The sequence below is a fragment of the Methylobacterium sp. Leaf117 genome, from assembly GCF_001422985.1.
GTDB lineage: Bacteria > Pseudomonadota > Alphaproteobacteria > Rhizobiales > Beijerinckiaceae > Methylobacterium.
In genome coordinates this window covers 491,331-507,046 of the sequence record NZ_LMNL01000001.1, presented here as the reverse complement: position 1 = coordinate 507,046, position 15,716 = coordinate 491,331, and the positions used below count along the sequence as shown (strand labels likewise).

The 15,716-nt window shown below is 70.2% G+C and carries 14 protein-coding genes; all 14 read right to left on the bottom strand.

Features of this window, described 5'->3' with window-relative positions:
• Positions 1-93: 93 nt before the first annotated feature.
• Positions 94-1,311: a 5-aminolevulinate synthase gene (gene hemA / locus ASF57_RS02250; protein ID WP_056480173.1), complete on the bottom strand. Its 1,218-nt coding sequence runs from the start codon at positions 1,309-1,311 to the stop codon at positions 94-96.
• 120 nt (positions 1,312-1,431) lie between these two features.
• Positions 1,432-2,250, bottom strand: coding sequence for a putative photosynthetic complex assembly protein PuhE (puhE, locus tag ASF57_RS02245; protein ID WP_056479453.1), 819 nt, complete (start codon positions 2,248-2,250; stop codon positions 1,432-1,434).
• A gap of 1 nt (position 2,251) precedes the next feature.
• Positions 2,252-3,289, bottom strand: coding sequence for a magnesium-protoporphyrin IX monomethyl ester (oxidative) cyclase (gene acsF / locus ASF57_RS02240; protein WP_056186644.1), 1,038 nt, complete (start codon positions 3,287-3,289; stop codon positions 2,252-2,254).
• 59 nt (positions 3,290-3,348) lie between these two features.
• Positions 3,349-3,648: a hypothetical protein gene (locus ASF57_RS02235; RefSeq protein WP_056186647.1), complete on the bottom strand. Its 300-nt coding sequence runs from the start codon at positions 3,646-3,648 to the stop codon at positions 3,349-3,351.
• Positions 3,648-4,118: a photosynthetic complex assembly protein PuhC gene (gene puhC, locus ASF57_RS02230; RefSeq protein ID WP_056479450.1), complete on the bottom strand. Its 471-nt coding sequence runs from the start codon at positions 4,116-4,118 to the stop codon at positions 3,648-3,650. Before puhC ends, ASF57_RS02235 begins: the two co-directional genes overlap by 1 nt.
• A gap of 4 nt (positions 4,119-4,122) precedes the next feature.
• A complete protein-coding gene (puhB, locus tag ASF57_RS02225) occupies positions 4,123-4,794 on the bottom strand; it encodes a photosynthetic complex putative assembly protein PuhB (protein WP_056186484.1) in 672 nt (223 codons plus the stop codon).
• Positions 4,791-5,567, bottom strand: coding sequence for a photosynthetic reaction center subunit H (puhA, locus tag ASF57_RS02220; RefSeq protein ID WP_056186487.1), 777 nt, complete (start codon positions 5,565-5,567; stop codon positions 4,791-4,793). The genes puhB and puhA overlap by 4 nt, the downstream gene beginning before the upstream one ends.
• Positions 5,568-5,579: 12 nt before the next feature.
• Positions 5,580-7,010, bottom strand: a complete 1,431-nt coding sequence (locus ASF57_RS02215; RefSeq protein WP_056186490.1) for an MFS transporter — start codon at positions 7,008-7,010, stop codon at positions 5,580-5,582.
• On the bottom strand, positions 7,007-7,708 hold the full coding sequence (bchM, locus tag ASF57_RS02210) for a magnesium protoporphyrin IX methyltransferase (RefSeq protein WP_056479447.1): 702 nt from the start codon (positions 7,706-7,708) through the stop codon (positions 7,007-7,009). Before bchM ends, ASF57_RS02215 begins: the two co-directional genes overlap by 4 nt.
• A gap of 14 nt (positions 7,709-7,722) precedes the next feature.
• On the bottom strand, positions 7,723-8,616 hold the full coding sequence (bchL, locus tag ASF57_RS02205) for a ferredoxin:protochlorophyllide reductase (ATP-dependent) iron-sulfur ATP-binding protein (protein ID WP_056479443.1): 894 nt from the start codon (positions 8,614-8,616) through the stop codon (positions 7,723-7,725).
• Positions 8,613-12,323, bottom strand: a complete 3,711-nt coding sequence (locus ASF57_RS02200; RefSeq protein ID WP_056479440.1) for a magnesium chelatase subunit H — start codon at positions 12,321-12,323, stop codon at positions 8,613-8,615. Before ASF57_RS02200 ends, bchL begins: the two co-directional genes overlap by 4 nt.
• Positions 12,298-13,848 carry a ferredoxin:protochlorophyllide reductase (ATP-dependent) subunit B gene (bchB, locus tag ASF57_RS02195; protein WP_056479437.1) on the bottom strand — a complete coding sequence of 517 codons (1,551 nt, stop codon included), beginning with the start codon at positions 13,846-13,848 and terminating at the stop codon, positions 12,298-12,300. Before bchB ends, ASF57_RS02200 begins: the two co-directional genes overlap by 26 nt.
• A 4-nt stretch (positions 13,849-13,852) precedes the next feature.
• Complete coding sequence (locus ASF57_RS02190; protein ID WP_056479434.1) at positions 13,853-15,148, bottom strand: ferredoxin:protochlorophyllide reductase (ATP-dependent) subunit N; 1,296 nt, start codon at positions 15,146-15,148, stop codon at positions 13,853-13,855.
• The gene (gene bchF / locus ASF57_RS02185) at positions 15,145-15,648 is read right to left on the bottom strand and encodes a 2-vinyl bacteriochlorophyllide hydratase (RefSeq protein ID WP_056479431.1); all 504 of its coding nucleotides are present in this window, start codon (positions 15,646-15,648) and stop codon (positions 15,145-15,147) included. The genes ASF57_RS02190 and bchF overlap by 4 nt, the downstream gene beginning before the upstream one ends.
• Positions 15,649-15,716 lie beyond the last annotated feature (68 nt).

Here is a 15,716-nt window from a genome sequence, read left to right as displayed (position 1 = left end):
CCCGATCGTCTCTGGCCCGATGACACCGACCGGCCCCTTCGCTGCGCAGGTTCCACCCTCCCGGCAGGGAGGGGCCGGGGATGCTCCTGCCCCTCACTCCGCGGCCGCGCGCCGGACGCCCATCCGTGCCCAGATCGCGCTGAGCGCGTCGACCAGATGGTCGATGTCGGCATCCGAATGCAGGGGCGAGGGGGTGATCCGCAGACGCTCGGTCCCACGCGGAACCGTCGGATAGTTGATCGGCTGGACGTAGATGCCGAACTCATCGAGCAGGGTGTCGCTGATCGCCTTGCACAGCACCGGGTCGCAGACCATCACCGGCACGATGTGACTGTCGTTGGGCAGGGTCGGGATGCCGGCGGCATCCAGGCGGGCCCGCACCGTGGCGGCCCGCTCCTGGTGCCGGGCGCGCTCGCCTCCGCTGACCTTCAGGTGGCGGATGCTGGCGGCAGCGCCCGCCGCTACGGCCGGCGGCAGCGACGTGGTGAAGATGAAGCCCGAGGCGAAGCTGCGCACGAAGTCGCAGAGCTTGGCCGAACCCGTGATGTAGCCGCCATGGACCCCGAAGGCCTTGCCGAGCGTCCCCTCGATGACGTCGAGGCGGTGCGCGATGCCGTCGCGCTCCGAGATGCCGCCGCCATGGTCCCCGTAGAGCCCGACGGCGTGGACCTCGTCGAGATAGGTGATTGCGCCGTGCGCCTCGGCGACGTCGCAGATCTCCGCGATCGGTGCGATGTCGCCGTCCATCGAGTAGATCGACTCGAAGGCCACGATCTTTGGCCGGGCCGGGTCGACGAGGCGCAGCTTGCGGTCGAGATCCTCGGGGTCGTTGTGGCGGAAGATGTGGCGCTCGGCGCGGGACGCCTTGATCCCCTCGATCATCGAGGCGTGATTGCCGGCATCGGAGAAGATCGCACAGCCCGGCATCTGCGACCCGAGGGTGCCCAGAGCCGCCCAGTTCGAGACGTAGCCGGAGGTGAACAGCAGCGCCGCCTCCTTGGCGTGGAGGTCGGCGAGTTCGCGCTCCAGCAGCACGTGGTAGTGGTTGGTGCCCGAGATGTTGCGGGTGCCGCCGGCCCCGGCGCCGCAGCGGTCCAGGGCCTCGTGCATGGCGTCGAGAACGGCCGGGTTCTGGCCCATGCCGAGATAGTCGTTGGAGCACCACACCGTCACGGGCCGCGTGCCGGCCGGCGTGTGGTGGGTGGCATGCGGGAAGCGGCCCGCCTGCCGTTCGAGGTCGGTGAAGACGCGGTAGCGTCCCTCACGGTGCAGGCCGGCCAAAGCAGAGCCGAAGATCGCTTCGTAGTCGATCCCTTCGTGTGTCATGCCTGTCCCCTTCCCTCGGTGTGCGGCGGGTTCTTCCAGCCCGCTCAAGTGTCCTGCCGCATTGGCGGCGTCGACGAATCCGACCCCAGGAGGCGGGGCGGACAATCAGTGTCCCTCGATGTCGCTGCGGGTCGCCGGGATCGGCGAGGCCAGCGGGCGCGGGGGCGACAGCTTCGGCAGGCTCCACTGCCAGAGTGCGGCCGAGGGCAGCGGCAGCATCAGGAATCCGTGCTCCAGGGTGGCCAGGGCCATCAGGGTCGCCAGAATGCTGAGACCCGCGACGTCGTGGGCGGTCAGGCCTTCGCCCAAAGCCGCCAGCACCAGGGCGCCAGTGGCGAGCCCCGCCGCCATCACCGAGATCGGGAAAAGCGGGTTCATGGCGCGCACCCGCAGGTAGCTGCCGAGATAGGCGAGGTGCTCGGGCAGGAACTCGGCGTTGAGGTTGCGCACCCCGAGGAAGAGGTTGAGGCGGGCCGAGAGGTTCATCCCCCACAGGACGAGGTAGGTCCACAGCGCGAACAGGTTCGGCTGGCGCCAGGTCAGGGCCACGATGGCGAGGCCGCCGGCGACGATGGCCGCCTCGTGCCACAGGCTGGTGGCGGCTGCCGCGCGGAAGCGCGCGAAGCCCCGGGCGCCCGGCGGACAGCCGAGGGTGCGCGGGCCGGAGACGAAGCCCATGTAGTAGCTCATCTCCTGCCAGCCCCAGACCAGGAGCGCCGCCGTGAAGGCGGTGTAGGCGCCGCCCGCGCTGGCATCCCCGGCCGAGGCGCCGATGGCCCAGAGCGCCAGGGCGAGGACGGCCGTGCCCGCCACCATGCTGGCCGCGTGCGTGGCGCGCGGGCGATGGTCGAGGAGCAGGATCAGCCCGGTGGAGAACCACCAGACCAGCACCGCGTAGAGGGCGGGGAGCGCATAGGCCGCCATGCTACCAGACCGGCTCGAGGCGGATCTCCGCCGGCATCGGATTGTCGAGAGTCGGGAGGGCGTAGAGCCGGGCGAAGTTCACCGCCGAGGCGGCGATCCAGGCGCCGTGCCGGAGCTTGCCCAGAAGTCCGCCCTGGGCCTTGGCGTCGGCGATCTTCTCCGAACAGACCAGCAGCCGGTCCAGCGCCTGCTTGAAGCGCGGATTGTCGAGGTCGAGGGTGAGCGGGAAGGTCTGCTTCGAGATCTCGGAGGTGATCCGAAACACTTGGAAGTCGTAGTCGGTCGGGTCGACCCCCAGGGCCTCGTGGAAGGCCGGGCGGCAATGGTCGCGGACATACATGGTCGCGAAGACCGCCAGGAGGAAGAACTTGATCCAGTAGCGGTTCACGCCCGAGGTCAGCTTCGGGTTTGCGCGCATCAGCAGGGCGAAGGCCTCGCCGTGGCGGAACTCGTCGTTGCACCACTTCTCGAACCACTTGAAGATCGGGTGGAAGCGACGCTCCGGATTGCGCTCCAGTTCGCGGAAGATGGTGATGTAACGGGCGTAGCCGATCTTCTCGGAGAGGTAGGTGGCGTAGAAGATGAATTTCGGCCGGAAGAAGGTGTACTTCTTCGACTTCGTCAGGAAGCCGAGATCCACGCCAATGCCGAAATCCTTCAGCACGTCGTTGATGAACCCGGCATGGCGCGCCTCGTCGCGGCTCATGAAGCCGAACAGTTCGCGGATGTCGGGATTCTTGGCGCGCTTGCGCATCTCCGCATAGAGCACGCAGCCCGAGAACTCGGCGGTGATCGAGGAGACCAGGAAGTCCATGAATTCCTTGCGCAGGGCCGGGTCGAGCCCAGACATGTCGCAATCGAATTCGTCGTTGCGGGTGAAGTGGCGCTTGTTCGGGTCGGCGCGCAGCTCGGCGATGAGCTTGTTCCACTCCGCCCGCACGGGCTCGACGTCGGTGCGGTCGAGCTCCTCGAAATTGGTGGTGTAGAAGCGCGGGCTCAGGAACGTGGTCTCCTGCGCCGCCTTGGTCCCTTCGTTCATGGGGAGCTTCGGCGAGAACTTCGGCGAAGCGGTCGGGGTGGGCTGCTGGATCGCTGCGGTCACAGGCGCCTCCTCTCGGAAAAGCTGACTTCGTAGAGTTCGGTGAGTTCGAGGTGGCCCGCGAGCTTGGTCCAGAGCCGCTCGATGCGGCCGGCGCGGGTCACGGTGGCGGTCCGGCGCACCACGAGGCGCTCGCCGTAGGGCACCGAGGTGGGGGCGTCGTGCACCTGCACTGCGTCGCCCGGCTCGATCTCGAAGGCGGCGTCCAGCACCACGTGGGCGTGCAGGCTCTCGGCCGTCTGCTCGATCTCGACGGTGCAGGGGACGTCGACGGTTCGGCGTCCGTTCAGCCAGGCCATCATCGTACGGCTCCATGGTCGGGCATCAGGCGGGCGAAGGCGGCGTAGTTCGAGGGGCCGAACGCGCCGAAATCGACGCTGCGCCCGGTGAGCGCGTCGTCGAGGCGCAGCGCTCCGTCGTCGAAGCGGGTCAGGCGGAACGGCACTTCGCGGGAGATACCGGCCCGGAGGCGCCCCTGCGCGAAGCCCCGCAAGGTGGCGCGGATGAAGTTGTCCGCGCCGGGCCGGACCGTGGCGATGAGAGTGCCGCGCTCGGCATCCCGCAGGGTGATCGAGCCGTCCGCCACATCGTCGACCCGGAGGGCGAGGCTCTGAACGGGGCGCGCCGGCTCCATACGGGTCAGGCCGACGCTCTCGACCCGGCCGATGGTGACGGCCGCGATGACGAAGCCGAGGAGGAGGCCGGCCCCGACGACAAGCGTGCGGGAGGTGCGGCCGGCGCTGCGCGCGAGGGGGTGCGGGCGGGTCATCGCGTCAGCTCGCGGCGGCGAGGCGGGGCCGCGGCGCCGTGCGGGGCCGCAGCATCACCGGTCCGGCCGCCTCCTCTGGCGCCGCCCGGTGCGCCGCCAGCGCACGGCCCAGGATCTGCGCCACGTCTTGGCCCTGCGCCACCGTGCGCAGCATCGGCTCGGGCCGGTTGACGCGCCAGGGGCGGGCATGGGGCCAGAGGTGGAGGTAGGCGACGCGGTTGCCCGGGCGCAGGCGCAAGGGCAGATCGGCGCTGCCGTCCCGGTAGAGCCGGCACTCGGCCGCGTCCACCAGGGCGAAGGGCAGGTTCAGGGTCATCGGCAGGGCGATACCGATCCGCATCACCACCCGGCGGTTGGTGATGGTGTAGGTGGTGGTGCGGGCCGAAAGCCAGCCGAGCAGCGCGAGCAGCAGGACTGCCCCGGTCCCGACCGCCAGGGTCGGCAGTGCCAGGGTCGCGGCCTCGCGCCAGACCCCCGACAGGAGTGGTGGCAGGGCGGCCCAGAAGGCGAGCGCTCCGAACCACAGGCCGACAAGGCCGAGATGCAGGGCCCGGAAGGCGATGCCGAAGCCGCAGGGCCGGCCCTGCCACAGGATGTGCTCGCCGGCCGGCAGCGGGGCCGGCAGGCCGCGCGGCGCGTCGAAGGCGTTGGCGGGAAGGGAATGGGTCGCGCTCACAGGATCGCCTCCTGGCGGGTCGGCGTCGCGTAGAGCGTGCCGCCGCCGTAGAACGCCATGATCCGCTCCTCCTCGTTGAGGGTGACCGAATCCGGGTCCTTGGTGGTGGGAACATCGGCGAACTGGTGCGCCAGCAGGGCCTCGCAGGTCACCGTCTGGGAAAAGCGCCCGGTCCGGCAGAAGGTGGCGGGCATCAGCACCCGGCGACCGCCGGCTCCCAACTCGACCTCGTAGTAGCGCACCATCGATTCACCCCGGTCGACCCAGAGGTCGCTCACCGTCCCGGCCACCTGCCGGTCGGCGCCGAAGACCGACATGCCGATGGGGTTGGGGCCGAGCTCGTGGACCACGAAGTGGTCGGCGACCCGCAGGGGGACGATACGCTTCTCGCGGTCCCAGGTCTCGTCGTGGCTGTCCTCGCGGTTGGCGTAGGAGCCCGGGCCGATGGCGTCGTGCAGGCCGTCGGTGTCGGGTTCGAGCGGCGCGCCCGGCCAGACCTCGAACTTGTGGCCGCGGTAGTTCCAGGGGGTGCGCTCGCCGGTCTGGGGCGCGTATTTCACGTGTCCGTTGGACAGGAGGAACTGCTTCGGCGACGGGATCAGGAACGGGTCCGGCGGCATCGCCCGGCCGCGGGCGGCCTCGGATTCCAGCGGGTAGCCCTCACGGCGGTCCTCGCGGCGGAGATAGAAGACGAGGCCGGCGAAGAAGATCCAGAAGGCGTAGAGGACCACCTGCGCGACGTCGACGTAGCCCGTGATTTCACCTCTCGGCATGGCCGGTCTCCTTCAGGCTGAGCGGGGCAGGGATTGAGGCAGGGCGCGCGACCGGGGCGTGCGGTTCTCGGCCCGGACGAGGGGGCCGATGGCCAGCAGCGTCGCGAACAGCAGCGCGATCTCGAGGTGGTAGACGATGAGGTATCCGGTCGAGGGCAGGTTCATCGCCTCGCCGAGCGCACCGGATTCGGCGAGATGGGCGCCGAGATCCCGCAGGATGCCGCTGGCCGCGATGGCGAGGCCGGCCGCACTGGCCTGGACCGCGCCCCAGGCGCCGAGCGCCAGCCCGGTCTCCTCCGGTCCCGCCTTGGCCATCGAGGCCGTCAGGGTGCCGTGGGCGAACAGGCCGCCGCCGAGACCGATCAGGCTGACGCCGACCGCGAACAGTCGAGCCGAATCGAGCGGTGCGGCGAAGACCACCGCCGAGAAGGCCGCGATGCCCACCCCGGCGCCGGAGGCGGCGACCCGGAAGGCGTCGCCGCCCCGGTCGAGCCAGCGCGCGGCGATCAGCAACCCGATGCCGCCGCCGGCCGCGAGCAGAGCGGTCAGCGCCGTGGTGGCGGCCACCGGCAGGTGCAGGATCTGGCCGCCATAGGGTTCCAGCAGGATGTCCTGCATCGAGAAGGCGGCCGTGCCGAGCCCCGTGGCGACGAGACGGCGGCGCGCCCGGCCCTTGCCGGCATAGAGCGCCCAGGATTCCGAGAAGGCGGGGCGTGGCAGGTCCCGGGCCGTGCGGCTCGGGGCGCGGGGCTCCTGCTTCCACAGGGCGATGCCGTTGAGCACCACCGTGAGCAGTGCTGCGCCCTGGATGACCTTGATCAGGCGGAGCGCCGAGAAGTCTGCGAGGAGCAGCCCGAACGCAATCGCGCTCACCACCATGCCGGCGAGCAGCATGACGCAGAGGAGCGCGACGACCCGGGGTCTGGCATGGGCCGGAGCGAGGTCGGTGGCAAGTGCCAGGCCCACGGTCTGTGTGGTGTGGAGCCCCGCGCCGACCATGACGAAGGCGAGGGCCGCCGCCACGTGGCCGGGCCAGACCGGGCCGGTGGTGTCGCCCGACAGGATCAGCAGGGCGAACGGCATGATGGCGAGCCCACCGAACTGCAGCAGCGTGCCGAACCAGATGTAGGGCACCCGGCGCCAGCCGAGCACGGAGCGGTGCGTGTCCGAGCGGAAGCCGACCAGCGCCCGGAACGGTGCGAAGATCAGCGGCAGCGACAGCATCACGGCGACGATCCAGGCCGGCACCGCCAGCTCGACGATCATCACCCGGTTGAGAGTACCGATCAGCAGCACGGCCGCCATTCCGACCGTGACCTGGAACAGGGCGAGACGCAGCAGGCGCCCCATGGGCAGCTCCACCGTCGCCGCGTCGGCGAAGGGGAGGAAGCCCGGGCCGACGCGCTGCAGGGCGCGGGCCATGGAGGCGCCGAGGCGCGTCATGCTGACCGCCGGAGTTCGAAGGCCTGGGACAGGTAGAACCCGCTGTTCACCCGATGCGCGCGGCCGATGCGGACGCCCGACAGAGCCGGCTCGGCCGCCACCCGGCGGCGCAGGTCCGCCTCGCCGACGGGCACGATGGCCGGGGCGCGGTCGCCGCGGGGAAAAACCCGCCCGGCCATGTGCATCAGGGTCAGGAGCGGCGTGCGCGGCGCCACCGTGAACAGGATGGCGGCATCGGTGCGCGCCGCCAGCGTCGCCAGGGCCTGGACGATATCGGGCGTGGCGTAGTGGATCAGCGAATCCATCGCGACCACGTAGTCGAAGCGGCCGAGACCGGGATCGAGCATGTCGCCGACCCGGAAGTCGATGCGACCCGAGGCCGAGATGGCCGTGCGCTCCCGCCCCAGGGCGATCAGGGTCGGCGAGACGTCGATGGCGACGACGTCCGCGCCCCGGCGGGCCGCTTCCAGACTGAGTGCCCCGGTGCCGCAGCCGGCGTCGAGCAGGCGCGTGCCGCTCAGGTCGGCCGGCAGCCAGGACAACAGGGTGCCCCGCATGGCATCGCGCCCGGCCCGTACCGTGGCGCGGATCTTCGAGACCGGTGCGTCCGACGTCAGCCGCGCCCAGGCGTCGACGGCGGTGCGGTCGAAATAGGTGGTGAGTTGCGAGCGGCGGGCGGCGTAGCTGTGCGAGGTCATGATGCGGCTCCCGCTCAATCGAAGCCGAGGAATTCGAACAGGTCGCGGTCCTTCATGGGAATCGCGTTCAGCGGCTTGCCGCCGGCCCAGAGATGGGCCGCCAGCCGCATGTATTCGGTGGTGACGGCAACCAGCTCCGGCGTCGGTTCCATCTCGAACAGGGTCGACTTCTTGAGGCGCGAGCGCCGGACCACGTCGAGGTCGGGAAAATGGGCGATGCGCTCCAGGCCGACGGCGGCGTTGAAACGGTCGATCTCGTCGGTCTTGGCCGAACGGTTGGCGATGACGCCGCCGAGGCGCACCGGATAGTTCTTCGCCTTGGCGTGGATCGCCGCCACGATGCGGTTCATGGCGAAGATCGAGTCGAAGTCGTTGGCGGTGACGATGAGGGCCTGGTCGGCGTGCTGGAGCGGCGAGGCGAAACCGCCGCAGACCACGTCGCCGAGGACATCGAAGATCACCACGTCGGTGTCTTCGAGCAGATGATGCTCCTTCAGGAGCTTCACCGTCTGTCCGACGACGTAGCCGCCGCAGCCGGTACCGGCCGGCGGGCCGCCGGCCTCGACGCACATGACGCCGTTATACCCTTCCGCCACGAAATCCTCGATGCGCAGCTCCTCGGAGTGGAACTGCACGGCCTCCAAGGCATCGATCACCGTGGGGGCCAAGCGCTTGGTCAGCGTGAAGGTCGAATCGTGCTTCGGGTCGCACCCGATCTGCAGTACGCGCTTGCCGAGCTTGGAGAACGCCACCGACAGGTTCGACGAAGTGGTCGACTTGCCGATGCCGCCCTTGCCGTAGACGGCGAACACCTTGGCGGTGCCGATCTTCAGGTTCGGGTCGAGTTCGACCTGAACGCTTCCCTCGGGCTGCCGGGCGGCGACCGGATTGCGGATGGCGATGTTCATGCGGCGACCCCTGCGGTGATGCCTTCGACGCGGTCTTCCAGTTCCTCCTCGGCGCGGTCGAGCGCGTCGCGCGTCGCCGCGTCGGGGGTCCAGAAGCCGCGCTGGTGCGCCTCGATCAGCCGGTGTGCGACCTTGGCCGAAGCGGTCGGGTTGAGGGCCGCCATGCGTTCGCGCATGGCGGGGTCGAGGACGTAGGTTTCGGTGATGCGCTGGTAGACCCAGGGGGCGACGCCGTTGGTGGTGGCCGACCAGCCCAGGGTGTTGGTGAGGTGCGCCTCGATCTGGCGCACGCCCTCGTAGCCGTGGCCGAGCATGCCCTCGGTCCATTTCGGATTGAGCATCCGGGTCCGGGTCTCGAGGGACACCTGTTCGGTCAGCGAGCGCACCACGCCCTCGCCCCGGGTCTGGTCGCTGATGAAGATCGGCACGGCCTCGCCGCGGGCCTTGGCGACCGCCCGGCCCATACCGCCGAGGCCGTCGAAATAATGGTCCACCGAGGTGACGCCGACTTCGACGGAATCGAGGTTCTGGTAGGCGAGATCGACCGTGGCGAGCACGGCTCCCATCAGGGCGCGCTGGGCCGTCGGCACGCCGGTGCGGCCGTAGGCGAAGGATTTGCGCCGCGCGAAGGTCTCGGAGATCTCGTCGGCATCCTCCCAGCGGCCGGATTCGACCAGCTGGTTGACGTTGGCGCCGTAGGTGCCTTCGGCGTTGGAGAACACCCGGAGCGCCGCCGTCTCGAGATCGATGCCGTGTTCGGCCTGAAGCGCCAGGGCGTGCTTGCGCACGAAGTTCTGTTCGGACGGTTCGTCGGCGGTTGCGGCCAGATACGAGGCCTCCGCCAGGAGCTTCGTCTGCAGCGGCAGCAGATCGCGGAAGATGCCCGAGAGCGTGACCACCACGTCGATGCGCGGGCGACCCAGGGTTTCGAGCGGGATCAGGGTGGCGCCACTGAGCCGTCCATAGCCGTCGAAGCGCGGGGCCGCGCCGATCAGCGCCAGGGCCTGGGCGATGGGTCCACCCTCGCTCTTCAGGTTGTCGGTGCCCCACAGGACGAGGGCGATGCTCTCGGGGAGCGCAGCCCCTTCGTCGCGGTAGCGGGCGAGAAGCCGCGCCGCCTGCCGGGCGCCATCGGCCAGCGCGAAGGCGGAGGGCAGACGGTAGGGGTCGAAGCCGTGCAGGTTGCGGCCGGTGGGCAGAATGTCCGGGTTGCGCAGGAGGTCGCCGCCGGCGACGGGCGCGATGAACCGGCCGTCAAGGGCGCGGAGCAGGCCCTGGATCTCGTGATCCTGTGACAACAGGCCATCGGTCTCGCGCAGGGCGGCGAAGGCGGCGCGGTTCGATTCGGTGAGGGCGAGGCCACCCTGTTCCAGCGCTATGTCGATGGTCTCCCCCGCCACCAGGGCCTCGAGGCCGGCCCGTGCGGCCACGAGACCGTGGCTGGCCTCGGCGAGCGCGAGCAGGATGTCGGCCCGCTCCTCCGGCGGGGTCCCCTGCCCCACAACGTGGAGCCCGTGCGGGATCAGGGTGTGCTCCAGCTCGTGCAGCGCTGCGCCGAGGCGGTGGACGTGGCCCGCGAGGTCATCCGTCCAGGCCGGTTCGGCGGCGGTGAGGTCGAGGGCGGACCCTTGCGCCTGGATCAGCTCGGCGAGATCGCGGCGCTCGCCAACGGCTTCCGGCTCCAGGGCGCGCCAGCGCTCGATCGAGGCTTTCAGGTCGATGAGCCCGCGATAGAGTCCGGCCTGGGCGAGGCTCGGCGTCAGGTAGCTTACCAGGGTCGCGGCGGAGCGGCGCTTGGCCAGCAGGCCCTCGGACGGGTTGTTGGCGGCATAGAGATAGACGTGGGGGAGCGCGCCGATCAGCCGCTCGGGCCAGCAGGCACCGGAGAGGCCGGTCTGCTTGCCGGGCATGAATTCCAGAGCCCCGTGAGTGCCGAAATGCAGCACGGCGTCGGCGCGGAAATCCTCGCGCAGGTAGCGGTAGAAGGCCGAGAAGGCGTGGGTCGGAGCGAAGCCGCGCTCGAACAGCAGCCGCATCGGGTCGCCCTCGTAGCCGAAGCCCGGTTGAACGCCGACGAAGACGTTGCCGAACTGGGCGCCGAGCACGAAGATCTGCGAACCGTTGCTGTTCTGGCGCCCCGGGGCGGGTCCCCACTGCGCCTCGATCTCGGCCAGGTGTCGCTCGCGCCGGACATGGTCGTCGGCCGGGATGCGGTGGTGGACGTTGGCGGGGGTGCCGAACCGGCTCGCATTGCCGTCGAGCAGAGCCGCGCGCAGGGCGTCGACGCTCGACGGCAACGCGACCGCGTAGCCCTCGTCCTTCATCGCCGCGAGGGTGTTGTGGAGGGAATGGTAGACCGACAGGAAGGCGGCGGTGCCGATGCTGCCAGCGTTGGGCGGAAAGCCGAACAGCACCACGGCGACCCGTCGCTCGGCCCGCGCCTTGCGCCGCAGGACGACGAGGCGCTCGATGCGGGCGGCGAGCATGTCGGCGCGTTCGGGGTGCACGACCATGTCGCGGGCACTGGCGCCGAGCGAGCGGCTGGAGCGGCCGCCGAACACCATCGGGGCGGTGGCGCCGTCGAGCTCGGGGATCGCCACCATCATGGTGGCCTCCACCGGCGACAGGCCCCGATCGGAGGCCTCCCATTGTTCCAGAGTTTGGAACTCGAGGGCGTGGGCCGCCAGATAGGGCACGTCGAGGTCGGCGAGCAGCGCCTGCGCCCCGGCGGCGTCGTTGTAGGCCGGGCCACCGACGAGGGAGAAGCCGGTGAGCGAGACCAGCGCGTCGATGGTCGAGCGCCCTCCATGCCGGAAGAAGGCGTCGACGGCCGGGCGGTTGTCGAGGCCGCTGGCGAAGGCCGGCACGACGGCGAGGCCGCGCGCCTCCAAGGCGGCGATGACGCCGTCATAATGGGCGGTGTTCCCGGCCAGCACGTAGGAGCGCATGACGAGGAGGCCGACGCGACCCTTCAGGGGGCCTGCGGGCGTGGGCACCCTCGCCCCATCCTCGCCGATCCGGCCGGCCATGCGCGGATGATAAAGGCCGGTCTCGGGGTAGCTGAGCGGCGCCGGTGCGGCCGCGATCCGGCGCCAGCCCTCCCGCGGGCCGGCGGCGTAGCGACCGACCAGGAAGCGCACCAGGTTGGCGATGTTCTCGTCGGACCCCGAGAGCCAGTATTGCAGGGTGAGGAAGTAAGCCCGCACGTCCTGGGCCGAGCCCGGGATGAAGCGCAGGATCTTGGGCAGTTTCCGGATCATCGCCATCTGGCGGGCGCCGTTGCCCTGGGCGCCGGGCTTGCCGCGCAGCTTTTTCAGAAAATCGAGGGCGCCGCGCTTGGTGCCGTCCATGTCGAAGCGGTTGAGACGGGTCGTCTTCACCACTTCGCTGGCCGACAGGCAGCCGATCATCGCGTCGCAATGCGGCCGCCGCGCCAGCAGCGACGGCAGGATCGCCCGGACGTGTTCATCCATGAACAGCATGGTCGAGAGGATGATGTCGGCGCGGGCGATGTCGGCCTTGCAGGCCTCCAGGGCGGTGGGGTCGGTGTCCCAGGCGGCGGCCGCGTGGAAATCGAGCGTTAGGCCCGGCAGGTCGCGGGCGAGTCGCTGACGGGCGCGCTCCAGCGCGCTCGCCACGTGATTGTCCATCGTCACGAGGACGACCCGGAGCGCCGGGCGCTCAGCGTCCGAAATGCGCTTTGGCATCGTATAAGGTCTCGACGGTGATGAGCGGCAGGGCACGGTCCCGTGCGAAGCGCTCGGTGTTCGCGCGGGCCTTGCCCCGCACGAAGAACGGGATCTTCTTCAGTTCCTTCTCGGCATCGCTCGCCCAGGTCAGGAGGATCGGACCGGGCGGTGCCAGGGGCGCCGAGGGCGCCTCGGCTTCGGGTGGCGCCACATCGACGCCGTGCCTCGGCAGGTGCGAGGGCGCGGCAGCGCCGTGGAATTCGGAATCCTCGCGGAACATGCCGAGCAGGTGTTCCTCCAGGCCCATCATCAGCGGGTGGACCCAGGTGTCGAACAGGACGTTGGCGCCTTCGAACCCCATCTGGGGCGAGTGGCGTGCGGGAAAATCTTGGACGTGGATCGGCGCCGAGATCACCGCGCAGGGCAGCCCCAGGCGCTTGGCGATGTGGCGCTCCATCTGGGTGCCGAGCACGAGTTCCGGCCCGGCGGCCTGGATCGCGGCCTCGACGTCGAGGTAATCGTCGGTGATGGTGGCTTCGATGCCGTGAAGCGCCGCCTCGGCGCGGACCTCGCGGGCGAATTCGCGGGTGTAGGTGCCGAGACCCACCACCTTGAAGCCGAGTTCGGTGGCGGCGATGCGGGCGGCGGCGAGTGCGTGGGTGGCATCGCCGAAGATGAAGACCCGCTTGTCGGTGAGGTAGGTCGAGTCGACCGAACGCGAGTACCAGGGCAGTCGCGAGGGCGCGCCGCCGAGCACCGGCGCCGGATCGACACGTGCCGCGGCCGCGACTTCCTCGACGAAGCGGATCGTGGCCTGGACACCGATCGGCACGGTCTCGATCATCGGCTGGCCGAAGATCTTCTGCAGGTGTGCTCCGGCGGCGCGGGCGATCTCGGGATAGAGCACGATGTTGAAGTCGGCCGCCCCGAGGCGCCCGAGATCGGCGGGCGTCGCGCCGAGCGGCGCCACCAGGTTCACGTCGATGCCGAGGGCGGCGACGATCTTCGTGATTTCCACGAGGTCGTCGCGATGGCGGAAGCCGAGCGCCGTGGGGCCGAGGATGTTGCAGAGCGGGCGGCGCCCGTCGCGCAGGCTCGGCGTACCACCGGCCAGGGCCCGGACGATGCGATAGAGGGTTTCCGAAGCGCCCCAGTTCTCCTTCTTCTGGTAGGCCGGGAGTTCGAGGGGGATGACCGGGATCGGCAGGTTGAGGGCGCGGGCAAGGCCACCCGGATCGTCCTGGATCAGCTCGGCGGTGCACGAGGCGCCGACGAGCATCGCCTCCGGCTGGAAGCGCGCATAGGCCTCCGCCACGGCATCCTGGAAGATCGCGGCCGTGTCGGCGCCGAGATCGCGGGCCTGGAAAGTGGTGTAGGTCACCGGCGGGCGCGCGTCGCGCCGCTCGATCATGGTGAAGAGCAGGTCGGCGTAGGTGTCGCCCTGGGGGGCGTGCAGCACGTAGTGCAGGCCCCGCATCGCGGTGGCGACGCGCATGGCGCCGATATGGGGCGGTCCCTCGTAGGTCCAGAGCGTGAGCTGCATCGCCTCAGACCTCCAGCCGCGCGCGGCGCTTGAGTGGCCGCGCGAACAATTCGGCGAGGTCGCCGGCTTGGTCGTAGCCCTGGATCGGCGTGAACAGCAGTTCGATCGACCACTTGGTCGCCAGGCCCTCCGCCTCCAGCGGATTGGCGAGGCCGAGGCCGCAGATTGTCAGGTCGGGCTTTGCGGCCCGGCAGCGATCCATCTGCGCATCGAGGTTTTGGCCCTCCACCACCTGCGTGCCGGCCGGCAGCAGGGCCAGTTCGGGCGCGTGGTGCTGGCGGTGCAGGTAGGGCGTGCCGACCTCGATCAGCTCGGCGCCCATCTCGCGCGACAGGAAGCGGGCGAGCGGCAGTTCGAGCTGCGAGTCGGGGAAGAAGAACATCCGCTTGGCCGAAAGCCGTTCGCGGTAGAGGTCGAGGGCGATGGCGGCCCGCGCTCGTCCCGGCGCGGTGACGCGCGCGACGGTCTCGCGATCGATGCCGAAGGCCTCGGCGGCGGCGGCGAGCCAGCTGGTGGTGCCCTCCGACCCCAGGGGGAACGGGGCGCCGATCCGCACAGCGCCACGCGCTTCCAGGGCCCGGGCGGTCTCGGCCAGGAAGGGCTGGGCGAGGAGGTAGCGGGTGTTCGCGCCGAGCACCGGCAGATCGCCGGCCCGGCGCGCCGGCAGGAAGGCCACGTCGGCGATGCCGAGATCGGCGAAGAGGCGGGCGAACTGGTCCTCGACCACGTCGGCCAGGGCGCCGACCACGAGGAGCGAGGGCGCGGCGGTCTCGTCTGCCCGCGGCATCTCGGGCACCAGGGCGGCGAGACAGGCATCTTCGCCCTGCGTAAAGGTCGTCTCGATGCCGCTGCCCGAGTAGCTCAGCACGCGCACGCCGGGATGGAAGCTGCGGGTGAGGCGCTGGGCCGCCCGCGAGAGATCGAGCTTGATCACCTCCGAGGGGCACGAGCCCACGAGGAACAGCAGCCGGATGTCGGGGCGGCGCTCGATCAGGCGCCCGACGACCCGGTCGAGTTCCTCGTTGGCATCGACGAGGCCGGCAAGGTCGCGCTCGTCGAGGATCGCGGTGGCGAAGCGCGGCTCGGCGAAGATCATCACGCCGGCGGCCGACTGGATCAGGTGTGCGCAGGTGCGCGAGCCGACCACCAGGAAGAAGGCATCCTGGATCTTGCGGTGCAGCCAGACGATGCCGGTCAAGCCGCAGAACACGGCGCGCTGGCCCCGCTCCTGGCGGATGTCGCAGCCGGTCTGCGGGGCCGGCCCGATGGGACGGGTCTGGAGCGGCGCGTGGGCGTTCATCGGGCGGCCCCCGCGACGAGGCGGCTGGGCGTGGCCTGGAGCCGGGCGGCTCGGAGCTTGAGCACGAACTGCGCGGCGTTGACGGCGTAGGACGCGTAGGCGGCGAGCGCCAGAACCATCAGGCCCGCGGTGTCGAGGGCGCCGGTGGCGAGGGCCGCCAGGTAGGCGGTGTGCAGGGCCAGCACCAGCATGCTGACCATGTCCTCCCAGTAGAAGGCGGGGGCGAACAGGTAGCGCCCGAAGACCGCCTTCTCCCAGATCGAGCCGGTGATCATGATGGCGTAGAGGACGAGGGTCTTCACCACGACGGAGAGGTTGGCGGCAAAGGCGCCCTCCCCGGTCGACAGGGTCCTGAGAACGAGCCCGAGGCTGATCGCGAACACCAGGAATTGGAGGGGAGCGAGAATGCCCTGAACCAAGGTCCAGGGCGTGGCATCGCGCCGGGCGCGCTCATCGGCGTCGTAGAGGGGTCGCCTGGGCCTGTCCGCTTTCCGGATCATGCTGATCGCCCCCTTTCTGAGCACCTTGCGACCGGGTCGCCGGGGCTCGTTGAAGGGAGGTTAGAAAG